We start from the raw sequence: 26,987 nt of genomic DNA, 5'->3' as shown, positions 1-26,987 counted from the left end.
ACAACTTACTTTTGTTCACAATTAACACTTAAAATTTAAAATTTTGAATATGAAAAATCTTAGCAGATTATTGTTCGCTATGTTGCTTGTACTATGTTATAGCAACGCTAATGCGCAAGACAAAAACAACCCTTGGCAAATCACCATTGGTGTAAACGCAGTTGATGCTTATCCTTCTGGAGACGGTAGTCTTTTTACTGGAGGTGGTTTCGCGAGTGACTCTTTCGCAGATGAGTTCGCTAATGCTTCTGATCACTGGAACATTTTACCTTCTTTATCTACTATTTCGGTATCTAAATATTTAAGCGATGGTTTCTCTTTTGGAGTTACTGGTTCTTTAAATAAAATTGAAAAATGGGGAGATATTAGTTCTAACCCAGATGTAGAAAATAGCGTTGATGATTTATCATACTACGGTGTTGATGGTACAATTAAATATAACTTTTTAGAAAACACTACAATTGATCCTTTCGCAGGAATTGGTGGTGGATACACTTGGATTGATGAAATTGGTGCTGGTACTTTAAATGGTACTATCGGTTTAAACGTTTGGTTTAACGATAACATCGGTTTAACAGTTCAAACATCTTACAAACATGCGTTTGAAGATTACTTAGATTCTCATTTCCAACATTCTGCTGGTATCTCTATCAAATTTGGTGGAACTGATACTGACGGTGATGGTATATTTGATAAAGATGATGCTTGTCCAGATGTTGCTGGTTTAGAAGCTTTCAACGGTTGTCCTGATACTGACGGCGATGGTATCGAAGATAGCAAAGATGATTGTCCAAACGAAGCAGGTACTGCTGAATTTAACGGTTGTCCTGATTCTGACGGTGACGGTGTTGCTGATAAAGATGATAACTGCCCAACTGTTGCAGGTTTAAAATCTTTAGGTGGATGTCCTGATGCTGACGGTGACGGTGTTACTGATGCTGATGATAAATGTCCAGATGTTGCAGGTCCTGCAGCTAACAAAGGATGTCCTTACACTGATACTGATGGTGATGGTGTTTTAGACAAAGATGATAAATGTCCTGAAGTAAAAGGTACTGTTGCAAATAATGGTTGCCCAGAAGTTACTGCTGCTGTTCAAAAACAATTGAATGAGTATGCTAAAACTATCTTATTTGATACTGGTAAATCTTCAATCAAAGCACAATCTTCTGCTGTATTGACTGATATCATCAATATCTTAAAAGAATACCCAACTTCTAAATTTACAGTTGAAGGTCATACTGATAGTGTTGGTAGCGATAAATTAAACCAAAGATTATCTGATTCTAGAGCTAATTCTGTAAAAGAATACTTAATTCAAAACGGTATCGATGCATTTAGATTATCTGCACTTGGTTATGGTGAATCTAAACCAATCGACTCTAACAAAACTAGAGCTGGTAGAGCAAATAACAGACGTGTTGAAATTAACTTAGCTAAGTAATTAGATATAGTTAACTTTAAATAAAATAAGTTTACAAAAAACGCTTCGGATATCCGAAGCGTTTTTTATTTTTATAAAATGATAACAACTTTCATTTTTGATGTTTTAAACGATTTAAAAAAGAACAACTACAATCTTTCTGAAATCACTTTTGTTTTACCGAGTAAAAGAGCCGGTCTCTTTTTAAAACATCAATTAGTCCATGTTATACAAGAAACTATATTCGTTCCAGATATCATTAGTATCGAAGAGTTTGTTGAAGATTTATCTGGACTTAAAACCACATCGAATACCGAGTTACTTTTCGAATTCTACAATAGCTATTTAGCACTTACTAATAAGGAAGATCAAGATAGTTTTGAATCCTTTTCTAAATGGGCCCAAATATTACTTCAAGATTTTAATGAAATAGATCGTTACCTGATACCTCAGGAAAACATATTTAACTATTTAAGCGATATTCAAGAATTGACACATTGGTCGGTAGAAGCGAACCAAACAGACTTTGTTAAAAAATATTTACAGTTCTGGAATAAGCTTTATAAATACTACATCCACTTTACCAAACAACTTTTAGATAAAGAGATTGGCTATCAAGGTTTAATTTACCGTAAAGCTGCAGAAAACTGTGATACATACATAAATAACAACTCAAATAAACATCACGTTTTTTTAGGTTTTAACGCGTTAAACACAGCTGAGGAGACCATTATACAAAAACTATTAAAAAGTAGCTTAGCGAAGGTTTATTGGGATATTGATAGCGTGTTTATCAATAATCCAAAACACGATGCAGCACTTTTTACAAGACAACATAAAAAAAATTGGAAATACTTTGAAAAAGAACCCTTCGAGTGGATTACCGAGAACTATTCAAAAGAAAAAAACATAAATATTTATGGTGTTCCAAAAAATATCGGGCAAGCTAAATATATTGGTACACTTTTAAAAAACATTGAAGCCGAAACTAAATCGTTACAAAGCACCGCGGTAGTTTTAGGAGATGAAAACTTATTAATTCCCGTATTAAATTCAATACCACCAGCAGTAGATGCGCTCAATATTACAATGGGATTCCCGTTAAAATCAATTCCACTAGCATCACTATTTGAAAGTTTATTTCATATTCATAAAAGCTCTGGCAACACTTTTTATTTTAAAGATATTGTAAAGGTGTTATCTCATCAGTTTATTCGTCCATTATTCTATAGTGATAATGTTGATTATGCCGCTAAAATAATTGAAACTATAGATTCCAATAACTTAGTTTATCTTACAGTTGCACGTTTAAAAGAGATAAAGAACCCATCGAATGATATCTTAGATTTATTGTTTTCTAACTGGAATACATCTATAGATTTAGCATTAAAAAACTCTAGCCAAATTATTTCAAAAATAAAAAATCATTTAGATGAAAACAAAGAAGCGAATTTACTCTCGCTAGAATACTTGTTTCGCTTTAATGAATTATTTAATTCCCTTTCTTTGTTAAATTCCGAATATCACCACATTAAAGATATTTCGACCTTATTTGGTGTTTACAAAGAATTATTAAGCTCTGAAACACTAGATTTCCAAGGCGAACCACTGCAGGGTTTACAAATTATGGGTATGTTAGAGTCTCGGGTGCTAGATTTTGAAACTGTAATTATTTCATCGGTTAACGAAGGTATATTACCATCAGGAAAAAGCAACAATTCATTTATTCCATTTGATGTTAAGATAGAAAATAAACTACCCACTTATAAAGAAAAAGATGCGGTTTACACCTATCACTTTTATCGTTTACTACAGCGTGCTAAAAATGTCTATATACTTTACAACACAGAAGCTGATGCACTTACTGGTGGTGAAAAAAGCCGTTTTATAACTCAACTAGAGCTAGAAAATATACATAACATTCACCACGAAATAATAGCGCCACACGTACCGGTAATTTCTCCCGAATTAAAGGTTGTAGCCAAAACTGAAGATTCCCAAAATAGATTAAAAGAAATAGCTGCAAAAGGTTTTTCCCCTTCTTCCCTTACTAATTATATAAGGAATCCGATAGATTTTTATTATCAGAAAATTTTAAAAATCAAAGAACACGATGAAGTTGAAGAAACAGTTGCAGCCAACACATTAGGAACCGTTGTACACAATACCCTCGAAGATTTTTACAAACCTTTGGTAAATACATTTTTATCGGTTGAAACTATTAAGAAATTAAAAACAAAAATTAACGAAAAAGTAACCTTTCATTTTAAAAACGAATTTAAAGAAGGAGATATCACTAAAGGCAAAAATCTTATTATTTATGAAATTGCAAAACGTTATGTTTCAAACTTTTTAGATTTAGAAATTGAAGATTTAAAGGCCGGGAATGAAATAAAAATAATCAAAATAGAATCAAACAATAATGTTTTAATCGAAATTCCAGAACTCGATTTCCCTGTAAAACTTACAGGAAAAGTAGATCGTGTAGACGAATATAACGGTGTAACTAGAATTGTAGATTACAAAACAGGCCGTGTTGATGCCAATAAAGTTGAAATTGTAAACTGGGAAGACATCACTACCGATTATACCAAATACAGCAAAAGCTTTCAGGTGTTAACCTATGCTTATATGATGTTCTTATCTAATGAAATTACGCTTCCGGTAGAAGCCGGTATTATTTCATTTAAAAACTTGAAAGCTGGATTTTTAAAGTTTTCTAAAAAAGATAAGTCAGGAAATGGCGCTAAAAAAGATGCATTAATTACTCAAGAAACACTCGATAATTTCTATGTTGAATTAAAAACTTTAATTTTAGAAATATGCAATCCAAATATTCCATTCACCGAAAAAGAAGTTTAATATGATAGCAAACGACAATTTTATTATTGACGGCAAACACGAAAAGCCAATTTTAATTGATATAACTTTTGATTCAGAAAAATCTAATTTACCAATAATTATTTTTTGCCATGGTTACAAAGGTTTTAAGGACTGGGGTGCTTGGAATTTAATGGCAAACGCTTTCGCAGAAGCTGGCTTTTGCTTTATAAAATTCAATTTTTCCCATAATGGCGGTACTATGGAGCAGCCCATAGACTTCCCTGATTTGGAAGCTTTTGGAAATAACAATTACACTATAGAGTTAGACGATTTGGAATCGGTTATTAATTGGACTAACGAAAACGAAACCATTAAATCGATTGGGCGTCTAAATGCAATAAACTTAATTGGACACAGCAGAGGTGGCGGAATTGTTGCTATTAAAGCCGAAGAAGATCCTCGAATTAAAACTGTGATTAGTTTAGCAGGTGTTTGCGATTTAGGCAAACGAACAGCAACCATTGGCGATTTGGATGATTGGAAAAACACAGGTGTAAAATATGTTTTAAACGGCCGAACAAAACAACAAATGCCACATTTTTATCAGTTTTATGAAGATTTCATTAAAAATGAAGAACGACTTACGATAAAGCGCGCCGTTTCAAACTTAAAAATTCCGCATTTAATTATTCATGGTAATAACGATACTAGCGTTTTAATTGACGAAGCTGAACACTTGCATAAATGGAATCCTAAAAGCGAATTAGAAATTATTAAAAATGCCAATCATGTTTTTAATACAAAACATCCTTGGGAAAGCAATGTTCTGCCGAAAGAACTTAAAAATGTTGTTGAATGTGCGGTGTCGTTTATAAAAAATTCAATATAAAACCTTAAGATTTGAGTTAATTCTATTAGCAAAAATCTTTAAATATTCTATTTAACCCCTTTTAATTAAAGCTATTTTTTACTTTTGTTTTTATGGATAACAGTAATTTACCGTTAAATGATATTTATGCACCCGAAATGCGAATCTATGTTGCAACCGATTGCATCATTTTTGGGTTTGATAACGGTATTTTAAAACTATTAGTTTTTGAAAGACGCGTGGAACCTTTTAAAGGCACTTTATCTTTAATTGGAAGTTTTGTAAAGCCTGATGAGGCTGCAAATGAAGCTGCTCGTCGTGTTTTAAAGGAAATTACAGGCTTAGAGAACATCTTTATGGAAGAGTTAAAGACCTACTCTAATATTGATCGAGATCCTGGTGCTCGCTGTATTTCTATAGCACACTATGCACTAATTCGCATTGATGATTACGATAAGGAATTGGTTGCAAAACACGATGCCATTTGGTATGAGGTTGATAAACTCCCTAATTTAGTTTTAGATCATGATTTAATGATTGAAGATGCACTAAATAGATTACGTCGAAAAGCTAGATTTTACCCAATTGGATTTGAATTACTACCTAAAAAATTTACTATTCCGCAGTTTCAAAATTTATATGAAGCTATTTTTCAGAAAACATTAGATACTCGGAATTTCAGAAAAAAATTAATGTCTCTAAAATTGCTTATTCCTTTAAATGAAAAAGATAAATCGGGTTCTAAAAAAGGAGCTTTCCTTTATAAATTCGATTATACAAAATATAAAAGGTTAGAACAAAAAGGGTTTAATTTTTCGTTGTTCAAAAATTGAACATAAAAAAAGGCCGAGCGATAAATGCTCAACCTTTTTCAAACTTAACTAAAGAAATATTTAAATACTTTTATCTAATTTCTTAGTAGCTTTAAACTACTTGTTCCTTTTACCGTTTTTATAATGGCAAAGTACAAGCCCGTTTTTAAATTTGAACCATTTATAGTTGCTTCAGTTGTATTTGGTGCTACTGATAATACATTTTTCCCTAAAACATCGAATACTTTAATAGATGATATGTTTTCGGACTTAGTCTTAATAGTCCAACTATTTTGAGTGGGATTAGGAAACACACTATAAGCTGTTACATCCACACTCTCTATTCCTAATGTACAAGCATCACCAACGGTATAAGTAAAATATTTAGTTACACCAAATCCTCCATCTGCCCAAGCAAATTTAACAGCATAACTAATGTCTTCTCCTATTGAATAACCAGACAAATCTATTGTAGCCACGGTTTCTGCAACCGTCATAGCTGTTTCTGCAAACGGATCTTCTTTCCAAGCATATGCTACAATACCAACAGCTCCCGCTTCTAATAAATCAAAAGTCATTCGAACATCTCCATTTCCTAATGTTTCAAATTTATAACTATATCCTCCGTTAGAAAAAGTTCCTTGCTGGGCATCCGTTGAAGTACCATCACACGGTGTGTTTGTATCTACCGTAAAAGATACTGTATATGTTTTTGTGGTTATTCCATCTGCACCAGTAACAACAATACTTGTTGTTCCTGGAATTTGAGAAGCAGGAGTTACAACAGCTGTTGCTCCTGCATCATTTGTAGTAACGGTTACCGTTGGAACAATAACAATTTCCGAAGTTACATTTTCTGTATAATCTAAAGTATTAGAGCTAAAATCGCTTATGGTAATACCATCAACTTGCAAATCACTTAAATCTGCATCAGTTCCCGGAACAACAGGTGCTTTCCAAAAATAAATATTGTCTAAATAAATATCAGATGGAGAAACTCCTCCTTGTCCATCAAACTTCAATTGAAAAACTGAATCCCACGTCATTCCTGTAAAACTAGCAATAGGTAAATCTACACTACTCCAAGACCCATTTATAACCGGTAGAGAAACGAGAACTTCACTAGGACCAGTACCATTATTGATAGGTGTTACTTTTACATCAGTAGCGTTTGCTGTCCAAATATCAACATGTAAGTACTCCATTTCAGAAGCATCTTGAGGGGTTAATATTGTTCCTTGATAATTAAAATTTGTATACGCCATTGCAAAGTTTGTTCCTCCACCTGTTGGATCATATGTTGTATTTACTGCACCAGATTGATCCCAACCTGGGTTATAATCTGTTGCAACACCGGTATAAGCATCACTGTATATAGAAATTACATCAGCAGCTAAAGGACTTGGAGAAGGCGCATCTATTGTTGGCGCTGTTGGCGGTGCTATAAAAAAAGAAACCGTATATGTTTTTGTAGTGGTTCCATCTGTAGCAGTAACTACCACAGTAGCATCTCCTGGTATTCCAGCGGCTTGGGTAATTACAACAGTACCTTCTATTGGTGTTGCAGAAGTAATAGTTGGAACTACTGTTGTTCCTTCTGGCAAACTATAATCATAATCTTCTGTACCTGATGAGAAATCGCTTATTGTAGCAGCATCTACTTGTAAATCACTTAATCTAGCATCTGTTCCTGCAGGAATTACTCCATATACTTCAAACTCATATAAGCTATAGCCATACACAGTACCTCTTGCCGTTCCATACATTCTCACATATCGTCCTGCTCCCGTAACATTAAGATTATCCTCTCCACCATCTCCAGCTGCTTCGGTGTATACCGTAGTATATGTAGTAAACAACGAATCATCGGATATTTGTATTTCATAGGCACTTCCAAATGCTCCTTCCCAATTTAAAATAACCTGGGTAATATCATAGGTAGCTCCCAAATCAATAGATATCCATTGTGGGTCTTCGGTAGCAGACTCCCAACGTGTACCAAGGTCTCCATCGATGGCATTACTTGCCGCTTGATTTTCTGTAGAACCTATTGCAGCTCCACTAAGTGCAATGTTCTGTGATTGCGCAAATGCAAAAAACATTAATGCAATAAATAATAATGTAATTTTTTTCATAATAAATTATTTAGATTAGTTATTAGTAAAAATAACGTCTAATATTTATTAATTTATCATTTTAATAGGCTACAAAAAACATACATCGTAAAATTAATCCGTATTTTTTAAATAATTCTTAATAAATCTTGCGCTCTACCTCAAACAAAGGCAAGAGAAGGAATACTAAATCAAAACAAATACTAAGAACCTGTTTTAACCTATGTTGTGGTAATGTTGTGGTGTTTTACTTTCTAAATTCCAAGCATTTAACGTAATTATTTATAAACAAAGACTTTACCTACAATTCTTTACTATTGAAAATTGTGAATAAACCTTTTAGATTTACGAGACCAAACAGAATAAGGCAGCATTTATTATAAATACCAAGCCATGTAAATTAATAATTAAATTGAGAGAAGATAAAATAATTTTATCCTTAAGAAGTGCAATACAATAAATAACCTTATAATTTTACTAGGGATTTTACTTTATCTAAAACAATAGATTTTCTATAGTATTTAGGTTTTTCGTTCTTATCCCATAAGCCCCAATATGCGCCAACGTCACCTTCGGTTCCTACTTTCCATGATTCATCAAAAGAGGAAAAATAAAACATATCAATATTATCTTCTTTAGACCATTGTTGACTATTAATAAAATACTTGATTGCATTTTCATGCGAAGGTTTAGCGCCTTCCAATCCAAAGCCTTGACTTGGCCAGCCTGTTTCGGTAATAATCACTTTTTTGCCATTAGCTGCTTTGGTAGCTATGTTGAACATATCTTTCATATAAAGTAAAGAATACTCTAAACTACAACCTTCCCAATAAGGATAACAATTAGCTAAAATAACATCGCACGCTTCGGTTATCTTGGGGCGATCGGCAAACTCATAATAAGAATCTACATAGCCCATAGGAGTTTCTGGAATAGCTTGTTTAACTTGCCACATAAAACTTAATAATCCATCTTCCGATAAATCACCTCGATACATCACCTCATTTCCTACTGCTGCAATGTCTACAAAACCATGTTTTGCAAGTTTAATAAGCCCTAATATTTCTTTGTTATTAATTTCAGCATCATTACCTAGCCAAGCTCCAACAAGAGTTTTCATTCCTAATTCTTTAGCTATTTCTGGTATAAGTTCATTCCCATCAGTACAAGAAAACGTACGAACCCAATTTGTATATGGCTTCAAAATTTCTAGGCGTCTCCTAATTTGTGCTTCACTAATTTTATCACCAGCTTTTTGTCCTTCTTCATATGCACTAAAACAAATACCATGCATGCCATCCTTTAGAACTCTATGCAATGTGTTTTCAAGACCTTTTGTAGTTTTACCTTCTAGATGAATTCCAGAAAGCGCCATAATGTTTTCTTTTCTATATGACATAATCTTAGTGAAACTTTAAATTTTCGTTTTTATCCCATAATCCCCAACGTTGCCCGACATCACCTTCATTATGTACTTTCCAAGACTCATCAAATGAAGAGAAATAAAATAGGTCTATTCCTTGTTGATTCGCCCAATTATTAGTTTCAATAAAATACTTCATTGCATTCACCTGAGACGGTTCTGCTTCTTTTGTATTATCACCCTTACTTGGCCAACCCGTTTCTGTAATAATAACAGGTTTACCCTTTGCAGCCTCTTTAGTTACAGCATACATTTGTTTTAAATAGGCAGAAGTTTGATCTATATGGCAACCTTCCCAAAACGGATAGCAATTAGCCAAAATAACATCGCAGGCATCTACTAATCTTGCACGTTCACTAAATTGAAAATAAGCATCAACATAACCAACAGGTGTATTTGGCAATGCTTTCTTTACCTCAGCAATATATTCTAGTATATCTTCTTCTGTTAAATCATCACGTAATAGCGCTTCATTTCCAACAACAGCAATATCGACATAGCCATCTTTAGCCAATTTAATTAAAGCCTTAATTTCTCTATCGTTTTTGGCCTTATCAGTATCAATCCAAGCGCCAACCATTGTTTTAAGCCCCTTATTATGAGCAACTATAGGGATAAGTTCATTACCATCTGTACACGAAAAAGAACGCACCCATTTAGTATAAGGCGCAATGATATCCATACGTTGTTCTATCTGTTTTTTAGACAATGTATCGCCTATGTTTTGTCCTTCCAAATAAGGGCTAAAACATAACCCATGTAATCCTTGGTTTAATGATTTTAAGAAAAGCTCAACTATTTCTCCATCCGTTTTTGAAGACAAAGCACTATCTGATTTAGAATCTAAATCAACATTTTTAAATGATAATAGCTTTTGTGTTTGATAATAAGAACTTGACTTAGGTTTTTTATCTGCTTCGCGTTGATCCAATTCTGCACGAATTTCACCAGCACGCGCTTCTGTAACATCATAATTCCTCATAACATACATGGCAGCTAACGTTCCTAGAACCGGAAGCCCTGAGAAAAAGAATCTTAAACCATCAATAGCACCTTCAGGTTGGATTTCGGCTCCAGAATCAAAACCAACGGAACTCATGATAACACCACTTAATCCACCAGCAATAGCAAAACCAAATTTTACCATCCACCAATAAATCGCTCCAAAGGTTCCTTCTCTTCGCTTTCCTGTATTAAGTTCATCTAAATCAATAACATCCGCAGTCATAGACATCATTAACACAAATAGACTTCCTATTCCAAAAGAGAAAAATGGCAAGGCAAATATGAACATATACGGTTTACCCGGAATAAACAAAAACCACAGCATAATATAACCTATAACAGATATGCCTTGAGAATAGATAAAGGCTTTCTTCTTACCTATTTTTTTTGACATTCGTGTCACAATTGGAATAACCAAAAATGTTGTTCCTAAAGCACCTAAACACCCAAAAAGTGTCGGCCAAATACCAGCGGCAGCAGCATCACCATCAAAAAGATGGTATACAATTATAAAAAAAGAAAATGCCGCAATGGTATTAAAAGCATTAAAAACCAAAAATGTTGCAATACATAGTTTTCTAAATGGCTTTATCCTAAATGCCTCTAGGAAACCATATAATATTTTCCAAAGACTACCACCTATATTCTTAAAATTAAGAGGCGAATAATCTTCATCTAAAGTTGATTTACTTTTAATAAAAATGGCAGGAATCATAGCAAAAATCATACAAGTGACACCAACCCAAACAGCTAATGTTCTCGTGGCAACATCTGCAGAAGGAAACAAATCTGGATCGTACATAATTACCCAAAACCATGGTGCAATAACCCATGCCCATTGCCCAATCCATTGTGCAACGGCCATAATACTAGTGCGCTCATGAAAATCATTACTCATTTCATAACCCATTGCCACATAAGGAACACTAAAAATAGTTAACCCTAAATAGAACAAAAATGACCAAATCATTATGTATGTAAAATTGTAATCTACCCCATTCTCTCTAAATAGTTGCCACATGATGATAAAAGAGATCCCCATGATAATGGCTCCTAAGAATACATATTGTCGACGACGTCCCCAACGTGATTTTGTATTATCTGAAATAAACCCCATAATAGGATCTGTAAAAGCATCAAAAATTCTTGGAAAAAAATAAATAACACCCCACATCCAACCAGGAAAACCTAAATCTTGGACTAAAACTACCATAAAAATTCCCAAAGCAGCTGGAAACATTTGATTGGCAAGCATGCCTACCCCAAAAGCAACTTTTTGACCGAACGGGACTTTATTTATTTTAGACATAATATTTAGTTTTTGGTTAGTTAGAATGAATAATTAAATGATTTACTATTCAGGAATTATGATAGTCTGTATAGCTTTCTCATTTATTTTAACATCAAAAGATTTTTCGCCTAATATAATTTTGAAACTTTTAGCGATATCTCCTTCATTAAATAAAACAACAGCAATAGAACCATCGGGATTTTTAGCTGCTGTAACCATTAAATCTTCATCGGTATTATCTAGAGCTATTACTTTTGCATTTGGTCTAATATACTTGCTAAAATGAGCCATAGTATAATATAGTGGTGTAAAGTAAACCTCATCATTATCTGGGTCAACAATTACAGGAGCTACGCACCAGTTTTTAAACCAGTTTGGCCCACCTTGGCGATCTAGTACCATATTCCAATCTACCCAACCATCTACCCAATTGTTTAAACAACCAATAATATCTCTTGCATAACGGTTTACGGGCGCGTATTTAGGGTGTAAATGTTTATCCTCTGGAGGTGCCCAATCCCAACCCCAATCGGTGGCTTCTTTTTTCCAATACCAAGCATCATCTTTCCAAACAGGCACTTGAGAGTCAATGCAACCTTCAGTTTCTATTAAATATTTATTTGGTGCTTTGTTGTGTGCATATTGCAAGGCTTCCGGGAAATAATCATAAGTGCTTTCATACCAATGAATAGCGGTGCCATCAAAATATTTCGATGACGCCTCATCTCTAAACATTTCATCTACCCATTCTTTAAGTCCACCGCGATTTTGATCGTAACCTAAAATAATTTTATCTCCATAACCATCAGCTTCCAATTTTGGACCTAAATGAAATTCTACAAAATCGGTCATTTCCTTTGGAGAAAAATGCATGCTTTCCCAGTTATTTCCATTTCCGTGTGGTTCATTTTCAACAGTAAAACCCCAAATCTCGATACCTTCGGCCTTATAAGCCTCTATATATTTTGAAAAGAATAAAGCCCAAGTATCATAGTATTCTGGTAATAACTTACCTCCAACCCAATGGTTATTATCTTTCATCCAAGGTGCAGCTGTCCAAGGTGAAGCAAAAATATCGAACCCATCTTCCGAAATAGCTAAAGCATCTTTTATCATCGGAATTAAATCATCACGATCTTCTTCAATATTAAAGTGTTCTAGGTTTTTATCGCCTTCAACTGGAGAATATGAATAATTAGTTAGAGAAAAATCGCAAGAATTCATGTGCGTTCTTGTTAAGGAATAATTAGCACCTTCTTTCGAGAAATACGCTTTTAGAATAGTGTCTCTATTTTTTTTACTTAATTTATTTAATAAATATGCTGAAGATTCTGTAAAAGCACCACCAAAACCTGAAATGGTTTGTAATTTCTGCTCGGGTTTTAGGGTAATAATAACTTTGTCATCACTAGTTTGAAATTCGTTAATTCTATTTAGTTTATTACCACTAGCAGAAGTTTCATACACTTCAAATTTCATCGATTTATCTTCTTTAGCACAACTTGATAATAAAATCATTATCGTAAAAACTATGAGGGTATTAATCTTTTTCATCTCTAATTATTTAGTTGAGTATTATTAACAGCTTATTTATTTTATCGGAACTAATACGGTTTTTAATAAATCGTTTTTGTTTCCGTTAAATGTTTTTATAATCGGATTTCCATTTCTTGAAAGTCCTTTAAACACATTAGAATCTACCAAATCCCAAAGTGCATATTTTGCTTTTCCATCGATAGTGAAAAGGCCAAAGTGATTCTCAGAACCTTCTGGATTCTGCGCATCTTTCCAATTTTCATCAAAAGCTTCAAAATAGAAACACGCCATATTTGCTTTCTTCGTCCAATCGCGCATATGTTTGTAATACAAAGCTTCTTTATATTCGTCGGTTGCTCTAGACCCTTCGTTTCCGTAAAGTTCATTTGTTGAAGATGCCCAGCCTGTCTCACCAATATGAATGGGTTTATTAATTCCTAAACTTTTCATATAATTGAAAACACTATCATATTGCGATATCGCGTATTCTTTAGCTTTAAGCATGGCAACATCAATTTTATCCAAATCTGATAACGTATCAGATTCTTCACCAACACCCCAAAAAACAGGATTATAATGTGTGTCGTGCATAGGGTATGTATGCATAGAAATATAATCTACCGCATTCATAAGTTTGGTTAAATCTTCAACATGATATTCGCCATCACCACCACCCCAAGAGGCAAAATTATCGGAGCTTGTTATCCATAAATCTTTAGATAACTCACCAGAAACTTTCAACCCTTGTAAATGATTGACCCATTTTAAAATAACACTAGGTTGCACATAATAACTAGCCGCCCATTTTACCATAGCCTCATTACCCACAGCAATTACTTTAACAATATCTGGATATTGCTTAGCAAGGTTTACAGCTCTGTTTATTTCACCTTTATTATTCTCAAAATCTTCAATGTCATGGTTTGGCGTTTTATCTGTCCATGCGTTTTGGCAATCTATCCAAGCACCAAGCATTACATACATTTCGAAATTTGAATCTTCTTCTTTTAATTCGCTAATGGCTTTTAATAAATTTGACGCTTGTTGTAATTGCACGTTATATGTCCGTAATATTTTTACACCCATTGCCGAAAGCAACTTCATGTCTTCTTTTAATTCCGGAATGCTAGGCTGAATATCTCGCGTATTTTCACGATAACCACCATAGGAAATTGCTAAATAATTTGAATCTCCTAGAATATCGGCTGCAGTTTTTTGCTTAACAGCCTGTGGTTTCTCATTACATCCTAACATCATAAATACTAAAAAAAGTGTTATATACGTTTTTAATTTACACATTGCTTTACGCCTATTTGTTTACCGAAACTATAATTTGATTCACCTCGCCTTTGCGCCCAAAAATAGATTTTGAGGTTTCTAAATCGAGACTCATTTCATTTATATCAATTTGCCTGCTATCATTAAAAACAACCTCAATGCCTTCGTTTTCTGAAATTTTATAAATTACGGGAACTTGGCAATATGTAAAACATAATGAGCCAACCTCCAAATCGATAGATTGGTTCTCTTTATTAATATTTGTAAAATTAAAAGTTGATGGAGCGTGTAAAAACTCTTTAGTTTGTAATAAACTTGGTTTAAATACTATTTTCCCGTCGGCAACAAATACACCTAATTCTCCAAAACGACTAAGTACATCTTCTTTAACTTGCCCTGTCATCCCTGGTTGTTGTGCTCCTTTTGAGGCTGGTGTATGCGAATACGGATCTGTTGGAAAAGCACCATATAATTCCGGTGATTTATGCACACCTATTCCAGCATTAATTTCGTAATAATGATCTAAAAGTCGTCCAATAACAACATTGCTTTCGTTACTATTTATAGCTAATAAGCAATTTTCTTGAACGGCTAATGATAATTTAGAAACCATGTGCCAATAAATAGAACCTAAACCTTCGTAACCAAAGAAAGTTCCCGAACGACCTGTAAACGATTTATGATCGAAAATGTCTTCAAAAGTTTGAAGTAATTTTTCAGTATCACTTTCAACCAAAGCTTGATAGTTTTCATCTAAATTACCTAAAGCATCTTTTAAACTATTGGCATTATTAAAATTGCCGTTGAAATGGTAATTACCTAAAAAATCTTGTTCTATAATTTGTCTATTTCCATCGGCAACTAATGTTTTTAATAAGGTTGAAGCTTCAACCTTTTCCGAAGGAATATTATTCTTTTTATCAAAACGAGGTAATTCCTTATTTGGATATAAAATATAACTGTACTGATCTTCTCTAAATAAAGCGCTACTTTTTAAACCATCCAACAAACTTAAAGCCTGTGTTGGCGTTAAATAACCAGAACTTAAAGCAGATACTTGCCCCTCTAACATTTCGGATAAATATGAAATAGAAACCTCTTTTCCATTTTCAACCGTCATTAAATTATAAGCATGATACATATTATCATCACGTTTATTGGCATCGATAGTATGTTGTAAATATGATTTTGTAATTTGAATAAACTCTAATAGTTCTTGCTTATCAATTATAGATTTATCACTAGAAAAACCATTCTCGTAAATTGTATTTCTGTATTTACTTCCGGCCAAACCTAATCCGTCGAGCACTGTTTTTCTATCTTTATCTGAAATCTTCCCTGAAATTATATTTTTATTAGTTTGAAATGTTTTAACCACTTCATTAAAGAAAGTAGCCAATTCCGAAGAAATTTCAACCTCTTCCGTTTTAGATTTTGCTATAATATTTTCAAAGAAATTTAAAAACCTGTTTAAATAATAAAGCGTAACCATAGACACTCCATTACCAACCAATGCGTTATTAGCATCGTTCCATTCTGGACGTTGTGTATTTAACCAAATACCACCTTCGGGTATAAAGTTTGATACTTTTGCCAAAACAGTAGCTAGTAACTTCTCTATTAAATTTACTTTATAAATGAAGAAATTTTCATCTCTCAATAAAGCACCATCGGCACCTAATTCTTCTCTTTTTTCTCGAATTTTAGCATCTAATTCGTAATCGAAATCAATAGTATCCTTTGGGTGCTTTAGTATATCCTCGTAACTCTTAATTTTATAAGGAACATTAGCGTATACAAAAATGTTTTCTGAAAAACGTTTTTCTAACTGATTTGGATAATACTTTTCTATAAACTCTAAGAATTTTAAAAGATATATTATTTGATGATCTCCCCAGTAGCCAATGTAAGACCACGGATCGTTTTCTTCAATAGCTTCCCAATCAAATCCACCTTTTGTAACACGGTAAGGGTTGTAACCTTCAAATGTTGTGGCATTCAAAAACTTATGAATCATCCCTTCAATAAACTCTGGATATGAGTGCGCTAGGGCTTCCCAGTTTTGGAAAATATCTCTCCAGTTCCCTTCGTAATCTAAAATTTTAGAACCATCTATTTCACTTTGCGTGTTTATAGAGAACTTATTCCAAGGTCTACTCGGATCGCCATGACGACGACTAAATTTAAGCGGTAAATATTCAAAACAAAGTCTTTTTAAATTTTTGTCTTCGTCCTGCTCAGCTATCTTTCGAATGTCGTGCAACGTAAAAAGTTCTGGCAATGTATTTAATACATCTTGCTTTTTCTTAAAAACCTTTTTGTTTGCGTGAGCTATATATTTTACAAAGTCTTGCTTTTCAATTTTATAATCATCGTCAAAAATTCCACCTCGCATAATATTAAATAACGTATTTGCGAAATGTCTTGAATTTATTAACGGATCATCGGTTAATTGTAAACCGTCTGCAGCACCAGATAATGCTAATAATTTTTTGGTGCCCTCCTCAATATCTTTTTGAACTAATGCTTCAATGCTATCTTCGTTTTTGATAAGTTCCGAAATTTGAACAACATCTGTAATAGATTGATTTACATTGGCAACAAACATCCAGCTCTTTTCTGATGACGCGGCCATTATTAAATCTGAAGAAATAAAATAAGCACCTTTTTCTGCCTTTACATCAACTTCTTCTGTAATAGCTTCGCCTTTTCTAAAATTGTATAATTGGCGAGATGATAATAAATGTGATGGATTTTCCATTCCTGAAGACCATACCACGTTTGCTTTTAAAGCTTCACTAGGTTCTGCTCTATCAACAATAACAGCACTTAAAGCGTAAATACCTAAACCAGATTCGGTTTGTAATTCACTTTTTTTGTAAGCATCTACAAGATTAGAATAGCTATTTTGCATATCTGAACCAACATTGCTTGGTAAAATATTTTGTAAACCGTCTAAAACTGTTATATTAATTTCTTTGCCCGAATTATTTTCGATAGTAGACTCTTTCACAAAACCAAATTGATTACTAGAGCTCCACTGGTATCTAAAAGTAAGTCGTAAATCTCTATTAACTTCTTCGAAAATAATTTTATTTCCAAAGGTGTTTTTATAAAGATTTCTTGTTGTTCTGTATAATCCCGTTTGTCTTTCCGAAAACGGTTCCCATACGTAAGTATGCCCTTTAATATGAATTTGAAAAATTGTTTTACTTCCTGTTATATCAGCAAGCTCAGTAATTTTATCATCTGTATAATAAGGAAAAAGTGCAGACTCGGCATTTTTTCTACCAGCAGTTAAACCTCCATTACTTGAAATAAACATCCAGTGATTAGAGTCACTTACGATGCTCATAAAAAACGGACGCATTTTGTCGCTATTAGATATTTTAAAATATGTTTCGCCATTAAGTTTTACTAACTTAGAATCTATAGCTTGCTCTTCTGAAAAAATCTGATTATCTTTTTCTGTCTTATTCATTATTATAATTGGTATTAAAAGGGTATAATGTTTAATTAAAAATACGTAATGTAAAAGGCCGGTTTAGAGAGATTTTTCCGGCCTTTTTACTATCAACAACTAAACTATTACTCGTAAACTCTTACATAATCTATTTCCATAGTATCCTCAGTAAATGCTGGATCAATATCTCCACCTAAAGAACCTCCCATAGCTACATTTAGTATCAAGAAAAAATCCTTATCATAAAATGGTAAGTCTGCATTATTATCCATAGCTACCACCGTTACATTATCTACTAAAACAGTCAGTTTTTCTGCCGTCCATTCTAAAGTATATAAATGAAACTCTGTTGAAACGTCCTCTACTGCTAATGTTTCTCCATAACTTGCATTGGCGTTTGTGCCTGTATCGAACCAATGGTACGTGCCTAACGATGTGTTTTTATCTCCACCTGTCTGCTCCATGATATCAATTTCACCACATTGTGGCCATCCAACATCTGGAAAATTAGCACCCAACATCCAAATAGCTGGCCATGTACCTTGCGCTGCTGGAAGTTTTGCTTTAACTTCTACACGACCATATTGAAACTCTTGTAAATCAATAGATTTTAATCTTGCTGAAGTGTAATCACTACCATCTTTTATCGCTGTTATTTTTAAAGTTCCATCGGAAACAATAACATTACTAACATCGTCTGTATATGTTTGAACCTCTCCGTTCCCCCAGCCACCATCGCCTAAGTCGTAAGTCCAACTTGCTGTATCTGGAGCACCATCTGTATCGAATTCATCAGACCATGATAAGGTATTAAACTCGGATTCGAATTCAGCTTCACCTTCAACCGGTTTGCTAGAAGTAAATAATTGATACCAAGCAGCTCCACCACCAGCTTCAATAATTCTAACACGTAATTCATTTTCGGTAATTGAAATAATATCATAAGTACTTGCTCCAACATACCAACCCATAAAACCACCTTCCGAAATTTCGAAAGCTGTTTGTCTATATGGCTCTTCATTATAACTTCCTTCTAAAGCAGCTTTTGATGTTGACGGTAAAAATGATACATTTTTAACACCAAACATTGTTGTTGCAACGGACTCATCATGGCAAGTATCTCCGTCTACTCCAATTATACCAGCATAAGTTCCAGGAACAAAAGCAGGACCTACTGTTTGCTCGAAAGTTAAACCTTCCGCAGAGCGAGTAAATACAAACTCATTTGTATACATACAATATTTCTCTTCATCCCAAGGTTGAATTGTATTCCACCAAGCTTCATAAGCAAACTCGCCATTACCATAATCATCTTCAACTGGACCTAAACCAACATGAAGTGGTAAATTTGCTGCCCAATACCATGTTTTAGAATCACCAACTAACTCACCCGCTAAAAAGTTTTCAGCATCAGGATCAGAGAACGAACTAAACACTTGCACTTCCATAGACGTACTCGACATAACACCACCAGTACCAACAGCACTTGCTACAACCGTATAAGTATTTACACCTGTTTGTGTAAACCTATGTACCGTTTCTCCAGATGGAGCAACTCCTGTTTTGCCATCTCCAAAATTAAATTGGTATGTAATTTCGTTATCGGCAGTAGATGTAAAATTTACAATTCCGCTACCATCCCCATAAGGGTTTTCGGCATCTTGTCCAACAATTTCAGCAGATATGGTTACTCCAGTTGGAGCCACAATATCACCTATCGTTATATCATCATCTTGACAACTTGTAAAGAGTAATGTTACCGACAGAATAAATCCTATATAATATTTTAAGTTTTTCATATATCTTAAGTTTTAATTTTGAGCAATATCATCAACGTAAATGGTATAATTTGCTGTACCATCACCTGTTATACCATTATCAATAATAAGGACCATATTGTAATATTCTACAGCCATATCAACACTAGAAAAATCGAAGGCTACAGTTTCCCATTGATTTGCTAAAGTTGTTGTTGCAGTAATTTCGGCTGTTGCTATAGTATTTGGCCAAGGCGTAACGTCTTCAAACTTCATTAATAAATTTAATCCTGCTCTTGGCGACCAAACTTTTGCGGTAATTGTTGTGCCAGCAGTAAAATCGAATTGTGTTGGAACCGTAATTTTAGATCCTGCCCATGGTTGCCCAGCACCTTTTACTAATTCTAAAACATTTGCCGATGTATTTCCGTTTGAATCCGGATTCGCGATAACCGATGTTCCTCCTCCATCAAACTGATCTAAAGTATATTCTGGCTCGAAAGTTAACATTGGGCTTGATGAAATATCATCAACATAAATAGTATAATTTGCACTACCATCACCCACTGTACCATTATCCATAATAAGTACCATATTGTAATATTCTACAGCCATATCAACACCAGCAAAATCGAAGGCTACAGTTTCCCATTGATTTGCTAAAGTTGTTGTTGCCGTAATTTCGGCTGTTGCTTGCGTATTTGGCCAAGGTGTAACATCTTCAAATTTCATTAATAAATTTAATCCTGCTCTTGGCGACCAAACTTTTGCAGTTATTGTTGTACTAGACGAAAAATCAAATGGAGTTGGAATAGTTACTTTAGATCCTGCCCACGTCTGTCCTGCACCTTTAACCAACTCTAAAACAGTAGATGATGTATTTCCGTTTGAATCTGGATTTGCAATTACTGAAGTTCCTCCACCATCAAATTGATCCAAAGTAAATCCGCTCTCAAAAGTTAACGGTAAAACACCTGAAATACCAGTTGCTGATTCTTTATAAAAATAAAGGTTATCTATAAAAATAGTTCCAGCTCCTGATGGTGCTCCTTCAAACTTAAATTGAATAATATTTGAAAAGTCAACTAAAGGATTTTGATCTGTAAAGCTCGATAATGGAATATCAAAAGATGTCCATTGATCCTGATTCAACTCTAAAGTAATAGCTGTTTCATTAGGCCCCGCACTTATTGGAGACATTTTAGCATCAAAATCAGCATCTGCAGTCCAAACATCTACGTGAATAAATTCCATTGCAGAAGCATCTAACGGTGCACCATTAAAATCAATTCCTTGATAAGTAATATCACCATATTGAATCATATTATTACCGTCTACTGCAATCTGAGTATAAGTTGTTGTTTGTCCCCAATTTGGATAATAATCAATTGGATCTGGATCTGTATAAACATCACTATAAATAGAAACTACATCAGTTTGCGCTCTAAATGGTACTGGAGCTCCTGTTAATGGTTGCAATATTGCTGTAACTACAAATTCTTCACTGTATTCTGTAGTTTCAATAGCCGCACTTTTTGCAATCACTTTAATAGTATAAGTTCCAGCCTCTTCATATTGATAAGAAATAGTTTCCTCTAAATTTAAAACTACAGGAGTTTCATCTGTAGATTCACCAAAATAAACTTCGTACATAGTTGCAAAATCTGCAGTTGCTGAAAGGTTTACTTGTTTTGAAATAGCGGCATCGTTATCAATAATTACTACTAAATTTTCTGGCGCTTTAAAAGAAACCAAAACACTTTGAGTAACCGTTGTAGTTAATCCGTTTAAACTTACAGCTGTAATTGTAGCTTCGTAAGTTCCCTCTTCGTATATATGCTCTGCTCCGTTCCCTGGAGTTATATCTGAAACCTCTTCCGATCCATCGCCAAAACTAACCGTATAACTAACAGCTCCTTCCGCCAATGGCGTAATAGTTACCGTACCTGTATTATCTTGTGTTACGCTTACTGCTGCCGTAACATTTGTTGGAGCGGTGATTTCCTCTGCATAATCTAAATTATCATCCTCCACACAACTAATAGTTATTAGTGTAAAAAGACATAAACTGAATGCGTATTTTATAAATTTCATCATCGTATGTTTTTATTAATAATTATCGTTTTGTGCCCAGTTTCCGTTTGAAAATTGAATTTCCTCAATTGGAATTGGAAATACTTCGTTTTTACCAGCTGTAAATCCGTCGATTTCTGCACCTCTACCTGTACGAACTAAATCGAAAAAGCGATGACCTTCACCTACTAATTCTACACGACGTTCGTGAGCAATAGCATCGGTAAGTGTTGCTCCTGTTGAAGTAACATCATTTACTGTTCCAAAAGCTCTTTCACGCACGCGGTTTAAATAGCCTTGCGCTTTACTATCGCTAATTCCTCCACGATTATAAGCTTCGGCTGCCATAAGTAAAACATCAGCAAAACGAATAGCACGATAATTATTTGGATTTGTTAAGTTTTGATCGCCTGTATTTAAATCGCCTTTACGTGCAATATATTTTCTATTGAAATATCCTGTGTGTTCGTTTCCTTCTCCGTAAGTTGCACTGTTTGCTGTTGCCCAAGCTTCAATATCTAAAATAGCAACATCTTTACGTAAATCTCCATCTTCGAACTCGTCTACCACCTCTTGTGTTGGCACGTTAAAACTAAAACCAGAATCGAAAAATGGTCCTGTATAATTTCTAATACCATTAAATCCAACAGCTACATTTCCTTCACTACATTGTAAACACTCGAAACCAGCACCTTCGGCATCAGAATATTGAACCTCAAAAACAGATTCGATATTGTTCTCTCCATCGGTTTCAAAAATAGTATCGTAATCGCTAACTAAATCGTACGGCCCTTCAGTAATTAATTTATCTAAAATCGTTGTCGCTTCTATAAATTTATTTTGATATAAATACGCCTTCCCTAATAAAGCTTGTGCAGAACCTTTTGTAGCTCTACCCACTTGTGGTGCCGTATAGGTTAAGTTATCGACTGCATATTTTAAATCGGTTTCAATTAAAGCATACACATCAGCAGCTGGTGAACGCGGAATACTTGTTTCATCTCCTAATGTAAAACGAGTTTCTTTTAAAGGAATATCGCCAAACCATTTTACTAATTCAAAATAATAGTAAGCTCTTAAAAAATGTGCTTCACCAAGTATAATTTCTTTACCTTCAAATTCCGTTTTATCTTGAAATTCTAAAATAAAGTTAGCACGGTTTACACCGGCATACATCCATTCCCAAAGCTTTTTTAATTCCGCATTAACGGGTGTATGAATCATATCATCAATTTGCTGCCATGCTACCACATCGGTTGCGCTTTCTCCTCCACACAATGTATTATCAGAAGCTATTTCACCTAAAATAACATTTAAGTAAGTAGACTGCATTAAATCGTACGCACCAACTAGGGCATTATAATAATCGGTTTCGGAGTTGAAATAACTTTCAGAATCTATACTGTATCTATCAACTTCTTCTAAATAAGAATCTCCACAAGAATTAGCGCCTAACACTAAAACCAATAAAAAGAGACCTTTAAGTTTATTTATATATTTTTTCATCTTTTAAATATTTTATATGGAAAGGTTTAAACCTAGAATAAATTGTCTTGAAATTGGGTAAAAACCATAATCGATTCCACCACCAATAGCGTCTCCATTAGTTGCTGCAGGATCGTAACCTTTATACTTTGTTAAAGTAAAAGCATTGTTTACTTTAGTATATATACGGAATTTACTAATCCCCAACTTATCGATAACATCTTGCGGTAACGAATAGCCTAGTTGAATGTTTTGCATTCTTAAGAATGAAGAATCTTCAACATAAAAATCTGAAAACAATTTGTTCGTTGTTGCTCCAGTTGTAGCTCTTGGCACAGAATTACTTGTACCTTCTCCAGTCCATCTATCTAAATACAAGCTTAATCGATTTACATTAGGCTGGTCACGTTCATAATTACGAACAGTTTCCTTACCTAGCTCAGCATACATATAAGCACTGAAATCTAAATTTTTGTAATTGAAACTAAAATTTAAACCCATGATATAATCCGCCTGAGGCTTACCAATATAGGTTCTATCGTCGATAGTAATAGCTCCATCTTTATTAACATCTACAAAACGAATATCTCCAGGAGATGCTTCAGACCCTAAACCAACTTGCGAAGGCGCTGCATCTACTTCTGCTTGATTTTGGAAAATACCGTCAGATTTAAGTCCGTAGAAATAACCAATTGGTTGCCCTACTTCCATTCTAGAAATAGAAGGTTGCCCAACACTAAAAGTTCCGCCCTCTGAAACAACACCATTACTAACAGCAGTAACTTCGCCATCAATTTTAGTTACGTTATAACTTATACCGTATGAAAAATTATCAGATACAGATTCTTTATAATTTAAAAAGAGCTCAACACCTTTATTTCGTGTTGTTCCTGCATTAACTGTTGGTAGACCAGCACCTGGAGCACCACCACCTAAAATCCCTGAAATTGGAAAATCTTCAATTAATAAATCATTTCTATCTTCAATAAAATAATCGGCTACAATTTCAAGTTTGTTATTAAACATATTCATGTCTAAACCAATATCCAGTTTTTCTGCAGTTTCCCAAGATGCATCTGCATTAGGTATTCTTCCATTTGCTGTACCTGTTATTAATGCTCCATCTAAAACATAAGTAGCTTCCCCACTTAATAAAGCGCGGTATAAATCGTCTCCAACATTGTTCCCTAGAGTACCATAACTGGCTCTAAGTTTTAAGAAGTTTATTACTTTGGAATCTTTTAAGAAGTCTTCATCAGAAACTTTCCAACCTGCTGTTGCTGAATAGAAATAATCAATTCTGTTTTCTGGTGAAAAATCTGAAGAACCATCACGACGTACCATAGCAGAAAGTAAATATTTTCTATTATAATCATATTGTAATCTTCCGAAGTAAGATGATAACCTAGAATCGTAAATGTAAGAGCTTGTTGATTTAGCTTCACTTAAACCGTTTGCCAAAGAAATATCGGCAAATTCCCAAGAATTGTTTGGGACATCGAAACCTGTTCCTTGAAGATTATCCCCCCAAGCACGTTGCGCACTAGTCCCTAATGTGAATGTAGTATTATGCTTTTCGTTAAAGACCTTATTATAAGTAGCAAAAGTATCCCATGTATAAGAATTATCAGTATTTTGTGTTTGTATTACACTACTTCTATCATTATTAAAAACTTTACCAGAACCATAACCTACAATTGGGAAAAATTCCTTTTTGTTATCGTTGTATGATTTTAAACCAATCCGAGATGTGATTTTGAATCCCTCAAAAGCTTCGTATTCTAATTGAAACGTACCTTCTATAGAATTTCCAGAATATTTATTAAATACATTTGATAATTGTGAAATTGGATTAACAACCTCATTCCCTAAAAAACCGGCAGTATCTTGTTGATCTAAACTATAAGTTGGTGCATAATTAAGCGCATTGAATAAAGGCGTACCCAAAGCATTTTCACCAATAGTTTTTCTATTATTGGCGAAATAATTTGCAGAAGTTGTGAATGTCAATTTTTCAGTAATATCGAAACCTAATTTAATTTTAGCATTCGCACGGCTAAAGTTAGATTTATCGCTAGCAATAATTCCGTCTTGTTCTAAAACCGAACCACCAAAATAATAGGTGCTTTTTTCACCACCACCTGTAACCGATAAATTATGACTTGTAATTGGCGCTTGACCAAAAAGCTCACTTTGCCAGTTAACACCTGTGCCTAAACCATTAATATTTGGATAAGGTAATGCTTGGCCGTTTGCAGCATAACTTTCATTTAAAATTAAAGCATATTCGGTAGCATTTAAATACGGTAATTCACGCGTGGTTTCTTGAATTCCAGTATAAGCATTATAGCTTATACTTGCAGCCGAATTTTTCTTACCACGTTTTGTAGTAACCAATACCACTCCATTTGCACCTTGAATACCATAAATAGCAGCTTGTGCATCTTTTAAAATAGAGAAGGTTTCAATATCACTTGGGTTAATAGAGTTTAAATCCCCTTTATAACCATCGATAATTACTAACGGCCCATTATCTCCATTAGAACTTACTCCACGAATTAAAATGTTAAATTCTCCACCAGGTGAACCTGAGGGCGACGTTACCGAAACCCCAGCCGATGTACCCTGTAATGCTTGTGCGGCATCTACAGGTCTTAAATCTTCTAAAGTCGCGGCACTTACAATAGATACTGCTCCTGTAACATCTTTCTTTTTCTGTGTACCATAACCAACTACAACTACTTCATCTAGCTGAGCTAAATCTTCTTCTAATTGAATGGTTAATTTTTTGTTGCTTGTAACCACTATATTTTTAGTTACATAACCAATGTAACTTACCGAAATAGTTGCTCCACTTGCAACATCTGATAATGCGAAATTACCATCAAAATCTGTTGTTGTTCCCTTGCTGGAATCTTTAATAATGATGTTCGCTCCAGGAATTGGAAACCCCGTTCCGTCCTGTACATTTCCGCTTATATCTATATTCTGCGCACCTGAGTATGCCATAAAGAATAAAGCTAAAATTTTGAATAGCGTGTGTCTCATAAATTTGTTTAGTTTTTGTTTATCATAAAATTAACATAACAGATTGAAGTATTAATAAAATACACCTCAACAAAAAACATACATCGTAAAAATATACGTTGCTTTTTATCAAATAATTAATAATAACTAGGTTTTAAGGGCGTTCATACTTGAATTCAGAAACACCAAAACAGTGCTAAAATCAAAAATGTTGTGGTAATGTATAGGTAATAAATAGCAATGTTGTACCCTGTATAGATTAAAAAAACAGACCTGCCTTCGATTTTAGTCTACGGACATATTTTTGATTAAAAAGATGTAACACTTCATCTTGATCTTGTAAAATTAAAAACCGGCGCAAGCTGCATGAATTAAAGCTTGAAACCGTTAAAAATGAACGTATTTAGACATAAAAACTCATAAGGTTTGACACATGATGCTTAACACATCACCTACCATACACCAACTAATTCACTCTCCTTATTATAGTGCAATTATAAAAGCTAACCAATCACGTTCTACGTTACTAAGTAAAGTAATACACTAAAAAAAATTAAAACTTTACTCTAACTTAATACTTAAAAAAAAAAGGGTTGAGGAAATATTTCC

At 34.0% G+C, this 26,987-nt stretch carries 14 protein-coding genes; 4 read left to right on the top strand and 10 right to left on the bottom strand.

The window, feature by feature from the left end:
• Window positions 1-49: 49 nt before the first annotated feature.
• The 4 genes from GQR97_RS06600 (at window position 50) to GQR97_RS06585 (ending at window position 5,947) form a co-directional block, all read left to right on the top strand.
• Window positions 50-1,444, top strand: a complete 1,395-nt coding sequence (locus GQR97_RS06600) for an OmpA family protein (RefSeq protein ID WP_158846681.1) — start codon at window positions 50-52, stop codon at window positions 1,442-1,444.
• 81 nt (window positions 1,445-1,525) lie between these two features.
• A complete protein-coding gene (locus GQR97_RS06595; RefSeq protein ID WP_158851629.1) occupies window positions 1,526-4,285 on the top strand; it encodes a PD-(D/E)XK nuclease family protein in 2,760 nt (919 codons plus the stop codon).
• A gap of 1 nt (window position 4,286) precedes the next feature.
• Window positions 4,287-5,135 (top strand): alpha/beta hydrolase family protein, encoded by an 849-nt coding sequence (locus GQR97_RS06590; protein WP_158846679.1) that lies wholly within the window; start codon window positions 4,287-4,289, stop codon window positions 5,133-5,135.
• Window positions 5,136-5,227: 92 nt separating this feature from the next.
• On the top strand, window positions 5,228-5,947 hold the full coding sequence (locus tag GQR97_RS06585) for an NUDIX hydrolase (RefSeq protein WP_158846677.1): 720 nt from the start codon (window positions 5,228-5,230) through the stop codon (window positions 5,945-5,947).
• A 74-nt stretch (window positions 5,948-6,021) separates the two neighbouring features.
• On the opposite strand, the gene GQR97_RS06580 is transcribed toward GQR97_RS06585, so the two are convergent.
• The 10 genes from GQR97_RS06580 to GQR97_RS06535 all read right to left on the bottom strand — a co-directional run bounded on the left by GQR97_RS06580 (window position 6,022) and on the right by GQR97_RS06535 (window position 26,399).
• The gene (locus GQR97_RS06580) at window positions 6,022-8,061 is read right to left on the bottom strand and encodes a discoidin domain-containing protein (RefSeq protein WP_158846675.1); all 2,040 of its coding nucleotides are present in this window, start codon (window positions 8,059-8,061) and stop codon (window positions 6,022-6,024) included.
• 445 nt (window positions 8,062-8,506) lie between these two features.
• The gene (locus GQR97_RS06575) at window positions 8,507-9,439 is read right to left on the bottom strand and encodes a glycosyl hydrolase family 17 protein (RefSeq protein WP_158846673.1); all 933 of its coding nucleotides are present in this window, start codon (window positions 9,437-9,439) and stop codon (window positions 8,507-8,509) included.
• A 4-nt stretch (window positions 9,440-9,443) separates the two neighbouring features.
• Window positions 9,444-11,777 (bottom strand): MFS transporter, encoded by a 2,334-nt coding sequence (locus GQR97_RS06570; RefSeq protein ID WP_158846671.1) that lies wholly within the window; start codon window positions 11,775-11,777, stop codon window positions 9,444-9,446.
• 45 nt (window positions 11,778-11,822) lie between these two features.
• Window positions 11,823-13,238 carry a glycoside hydrolase family 30 protein gene (locus GQR97_RS06565; RefSeq protein WP_410488947.1) on the bottom strand — a complete coding sequence of 472 codons (1,416 nt, stop codon included), beginning with the start codon at window positions 13,236-13,238 and terminating at the stop codon, window positions 11,823-11,825.
• Between the two features lie 111 nt (window positions 13,239-13,349).
• Window positions 13,350-14,594: a glycosyl hydrolase family 17 protein gene (locus tag GQR97_RS06560; protein WP_158846667.1), complete on the bottom strand. Its 1,245-nt coding sequence runs from the start codon at window positions 14,592-14,594 to the stop codon at window positions 13,350-13,352.
• Window positions 14,595-14,604: 10 nt separating this feature from the next.
• Window positions 14,605-18,054, bottom strand: a complete 3,450-nt coding sequence (locus tag GQR97_RS06555; RefSeq protein ID WP_158846665.1) for a hypothetical protein — start codon at window positions 18,052-18,054, stop codon at window positions 14,605-14,607.
• 107 nt (window positions 18,055-18,161) lie between these two features.
• Window positions 18,162-19,835: a family 16 glycosylhydrolase gene (locus GQR97_RS06550; RefSeq protein WP_158846663.1), complete on the bottom strand. Its 1,674-nt coding sequence runs from the start codon at window positions 19,833-19,835 to the stop codon at window positions 18,162-18,164.
• A 12-nt stretch (window positions 19,836-19,847) separates the two neighbouring features.
• Window positions 19,848-21,890: a hypothetical protein gene (locus GQR97_RS06545; RefSeq protein WP_158846661.1), complete on the bottom strand. Its 2,043-nt coding sequence runs from the start codon at window positions 21,888-21,890 to the stop codon at window positions 19,848-19,850.
• 12 nt (window positions 21,891-21,902) lie between these two features.
• Window positions 21,903-23,372 (bottom strand): RagB/SusD family nutrient uptake outer membrane protein, encoded by a 1,470-nt coding sequence (locus tag GQR97_RS06540; protein ID WP_158846659.1) that lies wholly within the window; start codon window positions 23,370-23,372, stop codon window positions 21,903-21,905.
• Between the two features lie 12 nt (window positions 23,373-23,384).
• Window positions 23,385-26,399 carry a SusC/RagA family TonB-linked outer membrane protein gene (locus GQR97_RS06535; protein WP_158846657.1) on the bottom strand — a complete coding sequence of 1,005 codons (3,015 nt, stop codon included), beginning with the start codon at window positions 26,397-26,399 and terminating at the stop codon, window positions 23,385-23,387.
• Window positions 26,400-26,987: the final 588 nt, after the last annotated feature.

The sequence above is a fragment of the Algibacter sp. L1A34 genome (assembly GCF_009796805.1).
Taxonomy (GTDB): Bacteria; Bacteroidota; Bacteroidia; order Flavobacteriales; family Flavobacteriaceae; genus Algibacter.
Note: the sequence above shows the minus strand (reverse complement) of the source record. Positions and strands in the feature narration are given on the sequence as shown.

Bases quoted from the DNA above. Each gene is read 5' to 3' on its own strand.
- GQR97_RS06600 (WP_158846681.1), top strand. From the start codon at position 50: ATGAAAAATCTTAGCAGATTATTGTTCGCTATGTTGCTTGTACTATGT.
- GQR97_RS06590 (WP_158846679.1), top strand. From the start codon at position 4,287: ATGATAGCAAACGACAATTTTATTATTGACGGCAAACACGAAAAGCCA.
- GQR97_RS06585 (WP_158846677.1), top strand. From the start codon at position 5,228: ATGGATAACAGTAATTTACCGTTAAATGATATTTATGCACCCGAAATG.
- GQR97_RS06580 (WP_158846675.1), bottom strand. From the start codon at position 8,061: ATGAAAAAAATTACATTATTATTTATTGCATTAATGTTTTTTGCATTT.
- GQR97_RS06575 (WP_158846673.1), bottom strand. From the start codon at position 9,439: ATGTCATATAGAAAAGAAAACATTATGGCGCTTTCTGGAATTCATCTA.
- GQR97_RS06570 (WP_158846671.1), bottom strand. From the start codon at position 11,777: ATGTCTAAAATAAATAAAGTCCCGTTCGGTCAAAAAGTTGCTTTTGGG.
- GQR97_RS06565 (WP_410488947.1), bottom strand. From the start codon at position 13,238: ATGAAATTTGAAGTGTATGAAACTTCTGCTAGTGGTAATAAACTAAAT.
- GQR97_RS06560 (WP_158846667.1), bottom strand. From the start codon at position 14,594: ATGTGTAAATTAAAAACGTATATAACACTTTTTTTAGTATTTATGATG.
- GQR97_RS06555 (WP_158846665.1), bottom strand. From the start codon at position 18,054: ATGAATAAGACAGAAAAAGATAATCAGATTTTTTCAGAAGAGCAAGCT.
- GQR97_RS06550 (WP_158846663.1), bottom strand. From the start codon at position 19,835: ATGAAAAACTTAAAATATTATATAGGATTTATTCTGTCGGTAACATTA.
- GQR97_RS06545 (WP_158846661.1), bottom strand. From the start codon at position 21,890: ATGATGAAATTTATAAAATACGCATTCAGTTTATGTCTTTTTACACTA.
- GQR97_RS06540 (WP_158846659.1), bottom strand. From the start codon at position 23,372: ATGAAAAAATATATAAATAAACTTAAAGGTCTCTTTTTATTGGTTTTA.
- GQR97_RS06535 (WP_158846657.1), bottom strand. From the start codon at position 26,399: ATGAGACACACGCTATTCAAAATTTTAGCTTTATTCTTTATGGCATAC.